This is a genomic window from Blautia massiliensis (ex Liu et al. 2021) (assembly GCF_052064225.1).
Classification (GTDB): Bacteria; Bacillota; Clostridia; order Lachnospirales; family Lachnospiraceae; genus Blautia_A; species Blautia_A fusiformis.
This window is the reverse complement of sequence record NZ_JBQHWA010000001.1, coordinates 110,914-128,310: the sequence shown is the minus strand read 5'-3', so window position 1 is coordinate 128,310 and position 17,397 is coordinate 110,914. Positions and strand designations below refer to the sequence as shown.

General features: G+C 46.6%; 15 protein-coding genes, 7 tRNA genes and 1 riboswitch. Of the genes, 19 read left to right on the top strand and 3 right to left on the bottom strand.

From position 1 onward, the window contains the following. Positions 1-7: 7 nt before the first annotated feature. From ACTNDQ_RS00590 to ACTNDQ_RS00535, 12 genes are all read left to right on the top strand, one after another. Complete coding sequence (locus ACTNDQ_RS00590) at positions 8-181, top strand: hypothetical protein (RefSeq protein ID WP_277663816.1); 174 nt, start codon at positions 8-10, stop codon at positions 179-181. A 44-nt stretch (positions 182-225) separates the two neighbouring features. Next, the gene (locus ACTNDQ_RS00585; protein WP_180954769.1) at positions 226-1,773 is read left to right on the top strand and encodes an ASKHA domain-containing protein; all 1,548 of its coding nucleotides are present in this window, start codon (positions 226-228) and stop codon (positions 1,771-1,773) included. A 504-nt stretch (positions 1,774-2,277) separates the two neighbouring features. Beyond that, positions 2,278-2,459, top strand: a riboswitch (NiCo riboswitch). 200 nt (positions 2,460-2,659) lie between these two features. After that, entirely contained in the window at positions 2,660-3,589 is a 930-nt protein-coding gene (locus tag ACTNDQ_RS00580) for a cation diffusion facilitator family transporter (protein WP_110103310.1), read from the top strand. A gap of 306 nt (positions 3,590-3,895) precedes the next feature. Then, positions 3,896-4,099 (top strand): hypothetical protein, encoded by a 204-nt coding sequence (locus ACTNDQ_RS00575; RefSeq protein WP_441063200.1) that lies wholly within the window; start codon positions 3,896-3,898, stop codon positions 4,097-4,099. A gap of 112 nt (positions 4,100-4,211) precedes the next feature. Further along, positions 4,212-4,544 (top strand): rhodanese-like domain-containing protein, encoded by a 333-nt coding sequence (locus ACTNDQ_RS00570; protein WP_015526020.1) that lies wholly within the window; start codon positions 4,212-4,214, stop codon positions 4,542-4,544. A 126-nt stretch (positions 4,545-4,670) separates the two neighbouring features. Further along, positions 4,671-5,213 (top strand): phosphodiesterase, encoded by a 543-nt coding sequence (gene yfcE / locus ACTNDQ_RS00565; RefSeq protein WP_278795334.1) that lies wholly within the window; start codon positions 4,671-4,673, stop codon positions 5,211-5,213. Next, positions 5,210-6,367, top strand: coding sequence for a THUMP domain-containing class I SAM-dependent RNA methyltransferase (locus tag ACTNDQ_RS00560; protein ID WP_441063197.1), 1,158 nt, complete (start codon positions 5,210-5,212; stop codon positions 6,365-6,367). The genes yfcE and ACTNDQ_RS00560 overlap by 4 nt, the downstream gene beginning before the upstream one ends. Further along, positions 6,364-6,948, top strand: coding sequence for an XTP/dITP diphosphatase (locus ACTNDQ_RS00555; protein ID WP_110103311.1), 585 nt, complete (start codon positions 6,364-6,366; stop codon positions 6,946-6,948). The genes ACTNDQ_RS00560 and ACTNDQ_RS00555 overlap by 4 nt, the downstream gene beginning before the upstream one ends. Then, entirely contained in the window at positions 6,945-7,424 is a 480-nt protein-coding gene (locus ACTNDQ_RS00550; RefSeq protein ID WP_288788089.1) for a metallophosphoesterase family protein, read from the top strand. Before ACTNDQ_RS00555 ends, ACTNDQ_RS00550 begins: the two co-directional genes overlap by 4 nt. Positions 7,425-7,662: 238 nt before the next feature. Then, a complete protein-coding gene (locus ACTNDQ_RS00545; RefSeq protein ID WP_118608104.1) occupies positions 7,663-8,244 on the top strand; it encodes a hypothetical protein in 582 nt (193 codons plus the stop codon). Next, positions 8,241-9,872 carry a GH3 family domain-containing protein gene (locus ACTNDQ_RS00540; RefSeq protein WP_178818263.1) on the top strand — a complete coding sequence of 544 codons (1,632 nt, stop codon included), beginning with the start codon at positions 8,241-8,243 and terminating at the stop codon, positions 9,870-9,872. Before ACTNDQ_RS00545 ends, ACTNDQ_RS00540 begins: the two co-directional genes overlap by 4 nt. 2 nt (positions 9,873-9,874) lie before the next feature. Continuing rightward, a complete protein-coding gene (locus tag ACTNDQ_RS00535) occupies positions 9,875-12,418 on the top strand; it encodes a histidine kinase N-terminal 7TM domain-containing diguanylate cyclase/phosphohydrolase (protein WP_278795337.1) in 2,544 nt (847 codons plus the stop codon). Between the two features lie 68 nt (positions 12,419-12,486). Here the strand turns inward: ACTNDQ_RS00535 and ACTNDQ_RS00530 are convergent, their stop codons facing one another. After that, a complete protein-coding gene (locus ACTNDQ_RS00530; RefSeq protein WP_144096145.1) occupies positions 12,487-13,260 on the bottom strand; it encodes a hypothetical protein in 774 nt (257 codons plus the stop codon). A 262-nt stretch (positions 13,261-13,522) separates the two neighbouring features. On the opposite strand from ACTNDQ_RS00530, the gene ACTNDQ_RS00525 reads away from it, so the two are divergent. The 7 genes from ACTNDQ_RS00525 to ACTNDQ_RS00495 all read left to right on the top strand — a co-directional run bounded on the left by ACTNDQ_RS00525 (position 13,523) and on the right by ACTNDQ_RS00495 (position 14,179). Then, positions 13,523-13,597: transfer RNA gene (locus ACTNDQ_RS00525), tRNA-Pro, on the top strand. 27 nt (positions 13,598-13,624) lie between these two features. After that, positions 13,625-13,695, top strand: a tRNA-Gly gene (locus tag ACTNDQ_RS00520). An 18-nt stretch (positions 13,696-13,713) separates the two neighbouring features. Then, a tRNA-Arg gene (locus ACTNDQ_RS00515) sits at positions 13,714-13,787 on the top strand. A gap of 5 nt (positions 13,788-13,792) precedes the next feature. After that, positions 13,793-13,866, top strand: a tRNA-His gene (locus tag ACTNDQ_RS00510). Positions 13,867-13,876: 10 nt separating this feature from the next. Continuing rightward, a tRNA-Gln gene (locus ACTNDQ_RS00505) sits at positions 13,877-13,948 on the top strand. A gap of 11 nt (positions 13,949-13,959) precedes the next feature. Further along, positions 13,960-14,032, top strand: a tRNA-Lys gene (locus ACTNDQ_RS00500). Positions 14,033-14,099: 67 nt separating this feature from the next. Next, positions 14,100-14,179 (top strand) — tRNA-Leu (locus tag ACTNDQ_RS00495). 131 nt (positions 14,180-14,310) lie between these two features. Here ACTNDQ_RS00495 and ACTNDQ_RS00490 read toward each other — a convergent pair. Beyond that, a complete protein-coding gene (locus ACTNDQ_RS00490; protein WP_441063193.1) occupies positions 14,311-15,324 on the bottom strand; it encodes a transglutaminase domain-containing protein in 1,014 nt (337 codons plus the stop codon). A 180-nt stretch (positions 15,325-15,504) separates the two neighbouring features. Continuing rightward, positions 15,505-17,391, bottom strand: a complete 1,887-nt coding sequence (locus ACTNDQ_RS00485) for an ABC transporter ATP-binding protein (protein WP_278795391.1) — start codon at positions 17,389-17,391, stop codon at positions 15,505-15,507. Positions 17,392-17,397: the final 6 nt, after the last annotated feature.

The window sequence follows — 17,397 nt, the reverse complement described above, 5'->3', positions numbered from 1 at the left end:
AAGTACGATGAAAAAGGAAACCATTGGTGGCATGCTCAAAGACTTGAAAAATGGAAAAATTGTTCAATGCCCAGAATGTAAAGAAGGAAAGAATGTTCCTGTAAAAGAGAATGATATCCATTTCAAATGCAAATTATTGATTAAGAGACCAGCTATCGATAATGGCCGGTGGTATTTCTGATAACCTGCCAAAACGGCGCATCGATTAACATAGGAGGCATGAAAATGAAATGTTTCAGTGAAAAAGTATATCTTGAGATCACTCCTCCCACGGAAGAAGATACGAAAAGTGACCAGCATAGGATCTGTCAGACGTTGTCCGACGTTGGATATAAGAATGCCAAAATCCCTCTTCACATATTGCAAAAGCTTTACCCCCTGTGCAGAGAATGTGATTATCACATCACAGTAACGCTGGTATACAGGGAAAAGGACTGGATCGTGACCGATGTGGAGGCCGGAGACACACGGCAGATGCACTATGGACTTGCTGTGGACTACGGTTCCACCACTATTGTCATGCAGCTGGTCGACTTAAATACCGGGGCTGTCGTTGCACAGGTACGCGGCACCAACGGGCAGCGCACCTACGGAACCGATATTCTCACTCGCATCACGTATACCATGGAGGATTCCGGACATGCGGATGACCTTCAGAAAGTCACGGTTGAAACCTTTCAGTCTCTGATCGGACAGCTGGCTTCGCAGACCGACATCAAAGTCCGCAGCTGTCCGATCATGATCGTCTCCGGCAACACGACCATGATTCATTTTCTGCTAAAGCTGAATGCATGGACCGTATTTTCCTCTCCCTTCGCGCCGGTCACTACAGAGCCCGGATGGTTATGGGGAAGCGAACTGGGACTTGATTTTTCCGGAATGCTCTACATCATCCCCTCTGCCTCCAATTATGTGGGGGGAGATATTGTAAGCGGACTTCTGAATCTGGATATCCGCCAAAGTGAAGACACCCTCCTGTTCTTCGACATCGGTACCAACGGAGAACTCGTTATCGGCAACCGCGAATGGATGTTAGCCGGCGCTGGTGCCGCAGGTCCGGCTCTGGAAGGCTATATCAGCCGTTTCGGTATGCAGGCCGGGAAGGGTGCCATAGATACAGTGACGATCCACGGCAAAGACCTGACCTTTACCACGATCGACGGAAGCCGCCCGGTGGGCATCTGCGGTTCCGGCATTATCGATCTACTGGCCCAAATGAGACTTCATGGATGGATCAATATTGCGGGCACATTGAATCCAGATGTCACTCCGCGGATCATATATCTGGAGGAGGAACAGGAGTATGCCGCCGTCTATGCCACTGCCGAAGAGTCCGGGAGCGGAGAACCACTGTATTTCTCACAGACGGATATTAAACAATATTTGGATACCAAAGCCGCTGCCTACACCATGATGGACTGTCTGCTTGAGTCAGCAGGATGTCTGGAGACAGATATTTCCCATTTTTATCTGTCTGGTGCTTTTAGTGCTCATTCTAATCTGGAATCCGCCATCACGATCGGCATCTTTCCGGATCAGCCCCGTGAGAAATACACCTGTATCTCCAACGCCTCTCTGGACGGTGCCCGTATTCTGCTGCTTGACCGCACCAGAATGGACGATATTCAATATTTTACAGAAAATCTTTACTGCGTACAATTTGCATCCATTCCGGATTTTCTGATTCGCATGCAGGCAGCAAAATTCATCCCGCATACGGACATAAAGCGCTACCCGACGGTGGAAGCATCCTGTCGGAATCTCTCTTCCTGATTATAGCGATGGATACTCAGAATCAGTCATGCAAGCTCATGGAAGTGACCGGTGTCAGGCGCGGATTGACAGATAGATGCGCTGCAAAGCACCTGAATCAGGAAACCAGACCGCAGCCTGTGTCCAGAATCATACCGAGCTGACTTTTCTGACAGAAAGAAATCCAAAAAATCTTTGCGTTCAGAAAAGGCCAGGAGAACTGCTTCTTGGAATCTTTGCCAAAATAGACTTTGTCTACAGTCTGCCGGGAGCGGATTTATCCGCTCCCGGTTTTTTGACAAACAACTGAGGAGCTATTATTTGATATAGAACTGTGCAGTGCGAAGCATGTTTCCAGACATGGAATAAACAGAAAGTTGAAGATATCTACCTGTAAAATAAAAAACTTTGGCTTGACTAACAAAGGGCATATGGTGTATCCTTTCTGAGAAGTTAAGCGGGAGACCCGTAAGACTGCAAAAATTCTCTTTGCACTGCATTACATTCGAACAGGATGCGAGATCAACAGTACAAACTGAGCAGGCGATGCTTTTCGGAATCGAAAATATTTATCCGAAGGCATGGGGCCGGGCCGCAGGAAGCGGCAGCGGATATGGATTTAAACGTAATTGCAAAGAACCTGCATTCACGGAATATGAGGTGAAGCAGAATGTGACTTTGCTTTCAGACATATCTGCGGGACAGTGTATGTTTCGCAGGTATGTCTTTTTTACTGCAAAATATGGATGGAACAGAAGGTAGAAGCTGGGATATCCTTATACAGAAAAGAAAGAACACCGGCGGAAAATCGCACTGCAGCGAGTAGTGAAGGAACTGCCGGTTTTTTCACGGAAAATGTTGTGCCATAAGAAGAACCTGATCATATATTTAAAAGGAGATTCTGTTTATGGAACACACAGAAAACAAAACAATTATACATGATACAGAAAAAACAGCTTCATGGGAACAGCAGACAGCAATGAAGGTATCCGGGATCAGTATTCTGGTAAACCTTTTATTATCAGTATTTAAACTGATCGCAGGTATTGTGGCACATTCAGGAGCGATGATCTCGGATGCCATTCATTCTGCATCAGATGTGGGAAGCACCTTCATCGTAATTATCGGTGTCCGTCTTTCTACAAAGAAATCGGACAAAGAGCACCAGTACGGACATGAAAGAATGGAGTGTGTCTCTTCCATTGTCCTTGCAGGAATGCTGCTTGTCACTGGTCTCGGGATCGGAATTACCGGTGCCCGTGATATCGTAAAAAGCACATCCGGCGGAACCATTGCCATTCCGGGAACACTTGCACTGATTGCAGCAGTGGTATCCATTGTGGTAAAAGAGTGGATGTTCTGGTATACAAGAGGTGCTGCAAAGAAGATCAATTCAGGAGCCCTGATGGCAGATGCATGGCACCATCGTTCAGATGCACTTTCCTCTATCGGAGCTTTTGTCGGTATTTTAGGAGCAAGACTGGGATACCCGATTCTGGATCCGATCGCCAGTATCGTGATCTGCGTTATGATCGCCAAGGCATCGATCGACATTTTCAGGGATGCCATTGACAAGATGGTAGATCATTCCTGTGATGCAAAAACTGAGGAATCCATGAAGAGAGAGATACTCAAGGTACCGGGCGTCAGAAGAGTAGACCTTCTTAAAACCCGTCTTTTCGGATCCAAGATGTATGTGGATATCGAGATCGCAGCAGATGGAAGTATTTCCCTTTTTGATGCACATGATATTGCGGAAAATGTACATCATACGATCGAGAATAAATTCAAAGATGTAAAGCACTGTATGGTGCATGTAAATCCGATCAACGGATAAAAAAACAAGCTGCCGGAGCGACTGTGATCGTCATCCGGCGGCTTGTTTTTTGTATAGAGAAACACCCGGTAGGGGAGCTACCGGGTGTTTCGAGGGGAGTATAAATAATTAAATAAGGGGTTATGTAAAAAAAATTTTTGAAGGGTAAATTCTTTTTACAAGAATGATTATAATATAAACTGGAAAAAAAAGCAATATGATTTTGGCGAATAATCTCCAAACTTTTTGGGATACTATTTCCTGTAATAAAAAGCGGCAGAAAGCTTCGGAAAGCCGTAAAATCAACTTCATCAGGAGGTAATTCAAATGGCGAAAAATTACGAAACAGACAGAAATGAGTCTAATTATGCAGGAAAAAATCACGGGGAAAGTGCTTCCAGAAACTGCGGAAAAAACAGCTCTAAGAACAGTTCGGGAAATTCTTCCAGGAACAGTTCCAAAAGCAGCTACGGAAACAAAGTTTCCGATGAATATGATTCTGAGAAGGACAGAGGCTCTGACAGATATTAAAGGATAAGAAAAGCGGGAAAAGTCAGAGATGGCTTTTCCCGCTTAAATACATATAAGGGAACATTCACCCGGAAGCTTCCATATAATATACCAAAAAGAGGAGATTTTTTCCATGTTTCAGATCGAAACTATTTCTGCAAAAATGCTGGATTATTATGTGGAGCGCAGCGACGCTGTTATCATAGATCTCCGGGATTCTGCCGCCTACAGAAGGGGACATGTCCGGAACGCGGTAAATATTCCATACAGAGAGCTGGAGGAATATCTTGAGAAAAAACAGGATCAGAAATATCGTTTTCCCAAAGATAAGCTGCTGATATTTTACTGCGACCGCGGCGGCGCCAGCATGCAGGCTGCCCGGAGCCTGGCAAGACAGGGCTGTCGTACCAGGTCCGTGATCGGTGGATTTGCAGCCTACAGAGGGAGAAATCTTGTGCGCGGATAAAAAAAGCGGACGATATCAAAATAGATTGCGAATGCATATCTGTAACAAATCTTGTATTTTAAAGGAAATCATGATAATGTAAAGAACAGAGATAAAAACCAACACAAATTACAAGGAGAAAAGCTTATGAAATATATGTTTGCGTCCGATGTACATGGTTCGGCATATTACTGCCGGAAAATGCTGGAAGCATATGACAAGGAGAAGGCGGAGAGACTGGTGCTTCTGGGAGATCTGCTTTATCACGGACCAAGAAATGACCTTCCGAAGGAATACGCACCAAAGGAAGTCATCCGCCTTTTAAATGAGAGAAAAAACCAGATCTATGCAGTACGCGGAAACTGTGAGGCAGAGGTGGATCAGATGGTCCTGGACTTCCCGGTTATGGCAGATTACTGTATCCTTGCCATCGAAGGAAAAACGATGTACGCCACACACGGTCATATCTATAATAAGGATAATCTTCCGCCGATGATGGACGGAGACATTCTGATCCACGGTCATACACATGTGCTGAAGGCAGAAAATATGGGGAATTATATCCTTCTGAACCCAGGTTCCGTATCCATTCCAAAGGAAGGTAACCCGCCGACCTATGCAATCCTTGAGAACGAAATTTTTACTATTAAAGATTTTGAAGGAAATACAGTACGGGAGATCACTTTATGAATCTGTGGGAATTAACGGCGCCCTGTCATTTTGGAACAGAGGCGGTGCTGAAGCGTGAAATACTGGATCTTGGCTATGAAGTGACCAGGGTGGAAGACGGAAGAGTAACCTTTGAGGCTGATGCCCAGGGTGTGGCAGACGCCAATCTGTTCCTTCGTACCACAGAACGTGTGCTTCTGAAAGTAGGCGAAGTAAAGGCCGAGACTTTTGATGAGCTTTTTGAAAAGACCAAGGCTCTCCCATGGGAGAATTACATACCGAAAAACGGTAAATTCTGGGTAGCCAAGGCAAACTCCATCAAAAGTAAGCTTTTCAGTCCATCTGATATCCAGTCCATTATGAAAAAAGCCATTGTAGAGCGTCTCAAAGGTATCTACGGGATTTCCTGGTTTCCGGAAGACGGTCCGGAATTTCCTATCCGTGTGGCCTTTATGAAAGACGTAGCTCTGATCGGAATCGACACTTCAGGAGTATCCCTCCATAAGAGAGGGTATCGCCAGATGACTGTCAAGGCACCTATCACCGAGACGCTTGCCAGCGCTCTTTTGATGCTCACCCCCTGGAAAAAGGACCGTATTCTTGTCGATCCGTTCTGCGGAAGCGGCACCTTTCCTATTGAGGCGGCAATGATGGCAGCGGATATGGCGCCGGGACTGAACCGTCATTTTCTGGCCGAGAGCTGGGAGCATCTGATCCCGAAGGAATGCTGGGAGGATGCAAGAGAAGAAGCCAGAGAACGTGTAAATCTTGATATTGAAACCGATATCCAGGGCTTTGATATCGATGCAGCTGCCATCAAGGCAGCACGCGCCAACGCAAAAATGGCAGGAGTGGACAGACTGATCCATTTCCAGCAGCGCCCGGTCAGTGAACTCCGCCATTCCAAACCCTTTGGTTTTATCGTGTCAAATCCGCCATATGGTGAGCGGATCGAAGAAAAATCCAATCTCCCTGCACTGTACCGTGAGATCGGTGAAAGCTATAAGGGGCTGGATCGCTGGTCCATGTATCTGATCACTGCCTATGACAAGGCAGAGAATGACATCGGCCGAAAGGCAGATAAAAACCGTAAGATCTATAACGGAATGATGAAAACCTACTATTACCAGTTTCTTGGACCACGTCCGCCGAAGAAAGGAAGTATTAAAGAATGAAAAAGATCATTTTTGCTACCGGAAATGAGGATAAAATGAAGGAGATCCGAAGGATACTTGCGGATCCTTCTCTGGAGATCCTTTCCCTGAAGGATGCCGGGATCCATGCGGATATTGATGAAAATGGAAAAAGCTTTGAAGAAAATGCCATGATCAAGGCAGAAGCAATCAGTAAAATGACCGGCGAGATCGTTCTGGCAGATGATTCCGGTCTGGAGATCGACTATCTGAACAAAGAGCCGGGAATCTATTCCGCACGCTATATGGGTGAGGATACTTCTTATCATATTAAAAACGCAAACCTGATCCAGCGTCTGGAAGGTGTACCTGATGAGAAACGTACTGCACGTTTTGTATGTGCTATTGCGGCAGCTTTCCCGGATGGCAGAAGAAAGACAGTACGTGCTGCCATGGAAGGCCGCATCGGCTACGAGGAAAAAGGGGAGAATGGCTTTGGCTATGACCCGATCTTTTATCTTCCGGAATATGGCTGTACTTCCGCAGAGCTTTCCATGGAAGAAAAGAACAGGATCAGCCATCGTGGAAAAGCTCTTTGCCTTATAAAGGAAGAGCTTGTATGAAGGTGCTGATCGTAAGCGATACTCACGGAAGAGATGAAAACCTGGAGATCGCGATAAATCGGGAGGCTCCTTTTGACATGCTGGTACATTGCGGAGATGTGGAAGGCAGAGAATTTTATATCGAAGCCCTTGCAGAATGTCCCTGCAGTATTGTGTCCGGAAATAATGATTTTTTCTCGGATCTTCCGAGAGAAGATGTGATCGAGGTCGAGGGAAATAAGATCCTGGTAACTCACGGTCATTACTACGGTGTATCCATGGCCTTTGATCAGCTGGCAGAAGCTGCCCGCTCAAGGGGATGCAATGCGGCTTTTTTCGGACATATCCACGTACCGGTTGTTGAAAAGGAAGCAGGTGTGCTTCTGGTAAATCCCGGAAGTCTGGCTTTTCCCAGACAACGGGGACGCCATCCAAGCTATGCAGTAATGGAGACAGATGGAAAGGGCGAAATGCACGTAGAGATCCGTTACCTCTGATTCCGGCAGAAAAAACAAATAAACTGTCATAATTGATAAAATTTGTGCCAATATTCAGCATATATTAGTCAAAAACGATTGCGAAAGTCAGCTATGTGCTATATAATGAACAAGTAGTTGTTTTCTAGTAATATAGAGCATTCTTTAGGGTACTGACCATGAAGGGGTCTCGTTCCTGAGAATGCAGCAGAGCGGAATGAGAAGGTCCGCTTTACATAAATGAAGGGGGAAAATACAGATGACTGCGGTTATTATAGGGAGTATCGGCTTTTTATGCTGCTTCCTGTATGATCATAACAGTATCCGATTGAAAAAAAGCTTTCTTCATCCGTTTTTTAGCATAGGATGTTTCCTGATCGCAGTGTCAACAGGTCTGGTGATCCGGAGCTGCTGGCCGCGGCGGGGAAGTTCTTTTTTTATTTCTGCTGTTTTTCTGACAGCAGCGATCCTGTTTCTGGGACTGTTGATCTATACATTGTTTTTTGCGCTGCCCTTTGATGAGACATATGTCAAAGAAAATCATGAAAGGCTGGCCTATACAGAGGGTGTTTATGCACTCTGCCGACATCCTGGCGTTCTGTGGTTCGCCGGATTTTATTTTTGCCTGGCCGGATTTCTGGGATCCGGGAAGGCAATGGGGGCTTTTGGGGTCCTTATCGTGTGGAACATATTGTACATTTTTTACCAGGACAGGATCGTGTTTCCGGAAACATTCAGTAATTACGGAGCGTATCAGCAGACAACTCCCTTTCTGATCCCAGACCGAAACAGTACAGCTGCCTGTATAAAAACATGGCGAAAAGGGGGGAAAAGGCGGTGAGTCTTGGCGAAAAGCTTCGAAAACAGCAGTATGATGCTATCTGGAAAGAATATTGCGGATTTCTTGATCTGACAATGCAGGATTACATGAAGATCCAGAATCGCCTGATGGAAGAGCAGATCCAGCTCTGGTCAGACTGTGAACTGGGCAAAAGCATTCTGAAGGGCAGGAGACCATCCGGGATCGACGAGTTCCGTCGGCTGGTACCTCTTACCACTTATGAGGATTATGCGGATATGCTCCTCCAGAAGAGAAGTGAAACTCTTCCGGGGAATCCGATCATCTGGATACAGACGACCTGGGAAGGCGGACGCCATCCGATAAAGGTAGCACCATACACAAGAAGTATGCTGGATACCTACAGGAACAATGTAGTTGCCTGCCTCATATTGGCTACAAGCCGTGAAAAGGGCAAATTTGATGTGGAGGAAACGGACAAGATCCTTTACGGACTGGCACCGCTGCCTTTTGCTACCGGCCTTTTTCCACTGGCGCTGAAAGAGGACATCGACATCCGTTTTCTTCCGGAAGTGGAAGATGCGGTAAATATGAGCTTTGGTGAGCGGAACAAAGAGGGCTTCAAGATGGCCATGAAACAGGACGTGGAATTTTTCTTCGGACTTGGAAGTGTGGCCTATGCAGTAAGCCAGAGCCTCACCGGAAGCGTATCATCAGGAAAAAGCAAAATCTCCTTTTCGGAACTTCTGCAGTATAAACCAAAGATGCTGAAAAGGATCCTGAATGCCAAAAAGATCTGTAAGAAGGAGAAACGGGAGCTTCTTCCGAAAGACCTTTTTCACCTGAAGGGATTTATGGTGGCAGGAACCGACAACCAGTGCTATAAGGATGATCTGGAGGAAATGTGGGGAGTTCGGCCCATGGAGCTTTTTGCAGGAACGGAACCTTCCATTATAGGAACCGAGACCTGGACCAGGAACGGAATGTACTTTTTTCCGGATACCTGCTTTTATGAATTTATCACCGAAAAGGATATGCTCCATAATTATGAGGATCCCACGTTCACTCCTCCGACCTATCTTATGGATGAGGTTGTTCCCGGGGAGAAATATGAGCTTGTGATCACTGTGCTGAAGGGCGGAGCCTTTGCCAGGTACCGTGTGGGAGATATGTATCGGTGCGTGGGTCTTACCAACCAGGAGGACCGGACACAGATCCCAAGATTTGAGTACATAGACCGTGTTCCGTGGATCATTGATATCGCAGGCTTTACCAGGATTTCGGAAAATGGTATCAAAAGTGTGATCCAGCTGTCCGGGCAGCCGGTTACGGATTGGATCGCAGTGAAAGAATATAATGAGAAAAAACGCCCATATCTGCATCTTTATATAGAAGTAAAAAAAGAAGCGCTGATGTATCAGGCTATGAGCACGGATATTCTGAAAGAACTTCTGACCACGTATTTCAAATATATCGATCAGGATTACCGGGATCTGAAGAAAATCCTGGGAATGGATCCCCTTGTGGTGACCATCCTGCGCTGTGGTACCTTTCATCTGTATGAGTCCAGAAAAGGACGGAAACCACGGCATATGAGCACTCCTTATTATGAGGTGGCGGAACTTTTGAGACTGCAGGATGAGATCGGATTCGGGAATATGAGGAAGTAACTATGGAAAGCTATATATCATTTTCAATCATTTCAGTTTTTTTCTATACATTTATGATACTGACTCTTCTGGCTGGTAAGCGCAGCCGGATCATCAACAGTTTCATGTGTGTGCTGGGAGGAATGCTCTGCTGGACGCTGGGCTCTTTTCTGATGCGTATGGAAGCAGGCCCCTCTTATATCCTGTGGTATTATGTGTCTCTGGCAGGAATCCTGTTTCTGCCATATTTTTACTATGTGTTCATCAGTGAATTCATGGGAGTGCGTATGGGCAGAAAAAGCAAGATCCCATTGTTTTTGATGCTGCTGCTTTTTGTGATCAACATCCCGGGCGGGATCATCCTGCGCTGGCCGGATCTGATCCGTAAAAACGGTGGTGCGCATTTTGTTTATAAGATCACACCCTGGTTCCTTCTGTTCTTTGTGGTAGCAGGGATCACCATTATCCAGATTTTTATTACCATGTACCGCGGATGCCGGAGACATCCCGGATACCGCAAACAGATCGAACCGATCCTTGTGGGGATACTGATCATTTTTGTGGGAAACCTTGCGCTGGCAGTGCCGGTATTTTCCGGATTCCCCATCGATATTGTCAGCGGTCTGATCAATGCTGTCCTGATGCTTTATGCATTGACCAGAAGACGGCTGTTCCAGATGCGCCGTCTTGCGTCAGATGGGGTTTGCTTTGGTGTGGGCGTGGTCCTGACGGTAGTACTGTTTATCAATCTTTCACCGTACCTGATGAGTTATATCCGAATGCTGCTCCCTGCAGCCAGTGAGTATCATGTGCTGATCTTTTCTTTCGTTTTTCTTATATCTGCATGGCTGGTCACAGTGCTGTGGAAATGTCTGATGAACAATGTTTTTATCAAAAAAGAGATCCAGCAGTCTCAGGAGCTGAAAGATTTCAGCCAGTCAGTATCCAGGACACTCCGGGTAGGAGAGATCCTGCGCAATACGGTAAATGTGCTGAAGGAAACTACCAATGCAGGACGGATCTATATTTGTCTGAGAGACAAAAAATCAGGGGAATATCAGGCTGTTTACAGCAACCGTCCGTTGAACGATCTGACCTTTTCGCTGAAAGCGGACAATCCGGTGGTCACCTGGCTTACCAGAAATGAGGACTGTGTGGTGATCCGGGATTTTCGTTCTTCCACAGCCTACAAATCCATGTGGGAGTCGGAGAAACATATGTTTTCAGAGTTGGGTATCGAATACTGTGCAGGTCTTCGACAAAATGATGATCTGGCCGGGATCATTGCGATTTCCGGTGACGGACACAGGAATCTGAACCATAATGACCTTGCCATGCTGTCTTCGGTCAGCTCAGTAGCTTCCATTGCCATCAAAAATGCCAGACTTTATGAGGCGGCATGGACTGAGGCAAGGACCGATGAACTGACGGGCCTTCTGAACCGGAAATATTTTTATGAGATCCTGGATGAGGAATACGAAAAAAATAAAGAGGGTTCGCTTGCACTGATCCTGTTCAATATTGATGATTTCAAGCTGTACAATCAGCTGTACGGAAATCAGCAGGGAGATGTTGCACTTCGAAAGGTGGCAGATATCATCCAGGCAAGCGTGGGAGAACAGGGATATGTGGCACGTCACAGTGCCAAGGAATTTGCGGTCCTGATGCCAAATTACGATATTTTTTCCGCCAGAAATCTGGCAGAATCCATACAGAAGCAGATCCTGCATATGCGCAACGATTCTGCAGACTACAAGCTGAAAATCCTTACGGTAAGCGTGGGGATCAGTGCGGCGCCTTATGCGGCACGCTCAGCAAAGGAACTCCTGGATAATGCGGACCTGGCAGTATATCATGTAAAGCGCAGCGGTAAAAACGGCATCGAGATTTTTGACACCATGCTGAAGGAAAGCCTGGATGAAGAAAATGCGGGTAAGAAATCCGATCATGAACATATTTATCAGTCCTATGAATCCACGATCTATGCGCTGACTGCAGCCATTGATACCAAAGATCATTATACCTTCGGACATTCCAACAATGTGGCTTATTACGCAACAAGTCTTGCGAAGGCGCTGAACTATACAACGGAAATGGTGGAGATCATCCGTCAGGCGGCGCTTCTTCATGATGTTGGAAAGATCGGGATCCCGGAGCATATCCTGAATAAAGAAGGCAAGCTTACGGATGAAGAGTATGAGATCATGAAAGGTCATGTGGAAGCGTCCATCGGGATCATCCGTCACCTTCCGTCGCTGGATTATGTTATCCCTGCGGTTATCGGTCATCACGAACGTTATGACGGAAACGGCTATCCAAGGAGGATCGCGGGAGAAGATATCCCGGCATCTGCAAGGATCCTCTGCATCGCAGATTCCTTTGACGCCATGACATCCAAACGTTGTTATAAAGAACTGATGCCAGTGGAAAAAGCTCTTCGGATCATAAGAGAAGAGGAAGGAAAACAGTTCGATCCGGATATGGCGGAGGTATTTATCCACATATTTCGGGAAGGAAAGATCCATCTTGCAGAACCGGCGGAGCTGAAACGGGAAGAAAAAGCATAAAGAATATTAAGATTACGGGTCTGACAAGCTATGTCAGACCCGTTTTTGTGAAGAATATGAAGAAAGCTTTATTTATCATCTCCGGTAAGGCGAAGTACATCCCGGATCTCATCCACATTCATATCCAGGATCACGGCAAGCTCATCAATGGTGAATTTGGTGGCGTCATCATCGTCTGTGAGTTCTTTAACCGCAGCCTCCAGGTTTTCTACCTTGGATACCAGATAGTCGTCACGGAATTTCTGCTGTGTCTGTTCCTCAATGGCATGAAGGATCCCGCTGCGGATACGACCACGCATCCAGGTATCGTTTTTCTCCTGTGGGTCTGTCTCTTTGAGAGACGCCAGAAGGGCCAGATTTGCCTCCTGAATGAGATCGGCCAGGTGGATTTCCTCACAGTTCAGTTCAGCGGCCATCTGGGCTGCCTGAGCCATGTAGAACTGTGTCAGTGCACCTTCGGCAGCAGTGTCTCCCTTTGCAAAGGCCTGAAAGAGGGACGCAAGATCATCCGGATCAAGTCCCTCCGGGGAAAAGCTTTCCATATAGTCACTGAGATAAGCCTGTTCCTCGGCAGTAAGAGCAGCACGGGTACCCGGAAGCTCTTCTTTGTCGCTGGATTCGGATGAAACAGCATCTGCTCTGGCAGCACCGGTGCCTTCATCGGCGCCTTCGATGGTGATCCCTTTTAATTTGAGATACTGAAGGATCTTTACAAGCTGTGAAGTGCTCAGATCCGATTCATCGAAATGGTCACGGATCTGCTGCTGGGAGAGCTGCTTATTGTTTTCCTCAGCGATGGCACAGATGTCATTAAGCTTCTGCTGAAATAATTTTATATCCATGTAAAAACATCTCCTTATTATTTGCTTTTTTTCTTGACTTTAATTATGGTTTCATGATACCATAAGCCAGTCGCAAATGACAAGAAAACCTTTAAATAGGCGGAAAAAACGTGAAAAAAAGTTTTTTTAAAAAAATTCAAAAAAGGTGTTGACATTTGTAGATTGCTATAATATAATATCACTTGTCGTCAGGCAGGAAACAAAAACGAAACACAAACGAAGACGACAACAACTTAATAAAAACCATAAGTAAATGGTACATCGGGGTGTGGCTCAGTTTGGCTAGAGCGCCTGGTTTGGGACCAGGAGGCCGCAGGTTCGAATCCTGTCACCCCGACTGCTGTAAACTTATTACCGCAAGCATGCGGGTGTAGTTCAATGGTAGAACACCAGCCTTCCAAGCTGGATACGTGGGTTCGATTCCCATCACCCGCTTCTCTGAGAAGAGAGCATGTGTCTGTAGCTCAGCTGGATAGAGCAACGGCCTTCTAAGCCGTGGGTCGGGGGTTCGAATCCCTTCAGGCACGTTGTGGTGGGTATAGCGCAGTTGGTTAGCGCGCCAGATTGTGGCTCTGGAGGCCCAGGGTTCGAATCCCTGTATCCACCCTTCGCCCATTGGGCTATCGCCAAGCGGTAAGGCACAGCACTTTGACTGCTGCATTCGCTGGTTCGAATCCAGCTAGCCCAGTCCTTTTTTATGGGGTATTAGCTCAGTCGGTAGAGCACTTGACTTTTAATCAAGTTGTCCGGGGTTCGAATCCCCGATGCCTCATTAGCGGAAAGCATTTGCTTTCCGTTATTTTTTTATCATCAGACAGGATGAAAATATAATTGAATATGCGGATATGGCGGAATTGGCAGACGCGCTGGTTTTAGGTACCAGTGGGCAACCGTGCAGGTTCAAGTCCTGTTATCCGCAGTGATCAAGAGGCTTTCTATAAATCTGATTTATGGAAAGTCTTTTAATTTTTAGAATTATATTCACAGAAAAATGCCACATATGCATAATGATATGTGGCATTTTGACTCTATCGAATTTTTTAAATGACGTTACAGTTTCTCCCCTTCATTTACTTCCTCAATAAACACCTTCCCTTCCGCCTGCTGTTCCGCAAAATGAAATCGCAGTACAGCCTGAGGCCAGTTGAGTGTGATGATGGCTTTTTTGTCCCGTGTCTTTCCTGCGGCTTGGATCTGATCTACAAGGTCTGCGAGGACTTCGCGGGTGAGATATCCGCCTCGCCAGTGGAAGGTGAATTCGCGGCCTTTTTTTGCGGCCTGGAGGGCACGTTTGTATACGTCTTCCAATTTGGTGAAGGACAGCTTTTTCTCGCGGTAATAAAAGTGGTTTCCATCCGGGCAGGGGGGTGCCGGAGCAATCAGTGGTTCATGGTCACGGAAGATGTTTTTGTCATCCAGATTAAAATAATCGTAACGGATACTGGTTGAGCCGTCTTCGTTTTTGCCCAGAGTATTATCGAAGGTGGCATCCAGATGATAGTACTGTCCGTTGATCCGGACGATGTTCCAGGTATGACGGTATTTGATCCCTTTTTCCGGATTGTTCTCGCAGATGGCGATAATACACCATACACCAAGGGCATCACAGAGGACCTTTACGGATTTGGCGATTCCCTCGCAGACACCGACACCATGGCCCAGAGGCCCGATGATCTCGTGGGAATATGGCTTTTTCAGCTTGTCGTAGCGGATATTTTCACAGATGAAGTCATGGACATATTTTTCCTTATCCCACTCGGAAAACTTCATGGCGGTGCGCACAAGCTTGTCTACGCGGGCTCCCAGGGCTTTCTGATGCTCCCGGATTTTATTTTTGTCGAAGATATATTCAGGAATCAGTATCAGATTTGGCGAGTCCTTGTAATAACGGTATTTAAACCCCACAGCCCAGAAAATCTCCGGGTGATCCAGACGAAGCTGGAAAAATACATCATAGAGCCAGTTTCCATCGGTGGTTGGTACCTGCGGGATCAGGAACTCGTCGGAAAGCTCCATAAGCCCGTGAAGCACTGCACGGTACACGTTTTGTTTATCTTTCGGCATTCTGCCGTAGTAATATTCTTCAGTTTGTTTCATATATAAAAATACGGAGACTCCTTTCCGGAAAAATAGATTTCAATCAAAGATTATAGCATAAAAAAACATGCAGGACTATCAGAAAAGATACACCCTGCATGTTTTTGGTATTGAATATTTTAGATCGAAAATAGCTGTGAGCCTGGATCAGCCGTTATACAGCTGATAATACCGGCCCTTCTGTGCAAGCAGCTCCTCGTGGGAACCACGCTCGATGATGTGTCCCTGCTCCAGGACCATGATGCAGTCACTGTTGCGTACTGTGGAAAGTCTGTGGGCGATCACAAAGGTCGTCCTGCCTTCCATCAGCTTATCCATACCATCCTGTACAAGCTTTTCGGTACGGGTATCAATGGAGCTGGTGGCCTCGTCCAGGATCAGGACGGGTGGGTCTGCAACGGCTGCACGGGCAATGGAGAGAAGCTGTCGCTGGCCCTGACTTAAGTTTGCACCGTTTCCGCGGAGAAGGGTATTATAACCCTGCGGAAGCCTGCGGATGAAACCGTCGGCGTTGGCAAGCTTTGCTGCTGCGATAACCTCCTCATCTGTGGCATCCAGCTTTCCGTAGCGGATATTTTCCATAACGGTTGCTGTGAACAGGTTGGTATCCTGAAGAACGATGCCCATGGAGCGTCTGAGATCATCTTTTTTGATCTTGGTGATGTTGATGCCGTCATAACGGATCTTACCCTTCTGAATGTCGTAAAAACGGTTCAGAAGATTGGTGATGGTGGTTTTTCCGGCGCCGGTAGAGCCTACAAAAGCGATCTTCTGGCCTGGCTGTGCATACATGTTGATGTCATGGAGAACGATCTTGTTGGAATTATAACCAAAGTCTACATCCTCCAGGACCATATCACCCTTCAGCTCGATATAATCAGTGGTACCCTCAGCTTTGTGGAAATGCTTCCATGCCCAGCGGCCGGTACGTTTGTCGGATTCGGTAAGAACACCGTTTTCCTCTTTTGCATTGACGAGAGTAACGTAGCCTTCATCCACTTCCGGTTTTTCATCCAGAAGATCAAAGATACGTTTTGCACCTGCAAGAGCCATAACAATACTGTTGAACTGCTGGCTGACCTGGTTGATAGGCATGTTGAAGCTCTTATTGAAGGTCAGGAAGCTGGCAAGCCCGCCAAGTGTGAAGCTGCCGATGCCGTTGATAGCAAGGATACCGCCCACCATGGCGCAGATCACATAGCTGACATTTCCAAGCTGTGCGACCACAGGCATCAGGATGTTGGCAAATCGGTTTGCATTGTCTGCGCTGGTGAAAAGCTGGTCGTTCAGTTCATCGAATTTCCGGATGCTTTCGTCCTCGTGGCAGAAGACCTTGACAACCTTCTGACCCTCCATCATCTCTTCGATATAACCATTGACAATACCAAGGTTGGTCTGCTGCTCCAGGAAATATTTTCCGCTTAAGCCTGCAAGCTTCCGGCTGGCAGTCATCATAATGGCAACCATAAGCAGGGTAACTACAGTAAGCGGAACATTCAGGATCAGCATACTTACAAGAACACTGACGATGGTGATCACACTGGAAAGCAGCTGCGGAAAGCTCTGGCTGATCATCTGGCGCAGGGTATCAATGTCGTTGGTGTAGATGGACATGATATCGCCGTGTGCGTGAGTGTCAAAATATTTGATGGGAAGCGTTTCCATCGTTGCAAACATATCGTTTCGGAGGTTACGTAAGGTTCCCTGGGAAACATTGATCATGATACGGTTATAAGTATAGGTGGCAATAACACCAATGGCATAAAAGCATGCCACACGTGCGATGGCTGCAGCCAGAGGCCCGAAATCCGGTGTATCTGCTGAGAGAAGCGGTGTGATATACTGGTCGATCAGGGTTTTCATGAACATGGTTCCCTGTACATTGGCAAGAACACTGATAAAAATGCAGATCACCACGATCACGATATGGATACTGTAGTTTTTAAAGATATAACGGGCAAGGCGTCCCAGAAGCTTTCCCGGCTGCTCCGGTGTTCCCATACCCCTTGGGCCAGGACCGCCCGGGCCTTTCATGTTCTG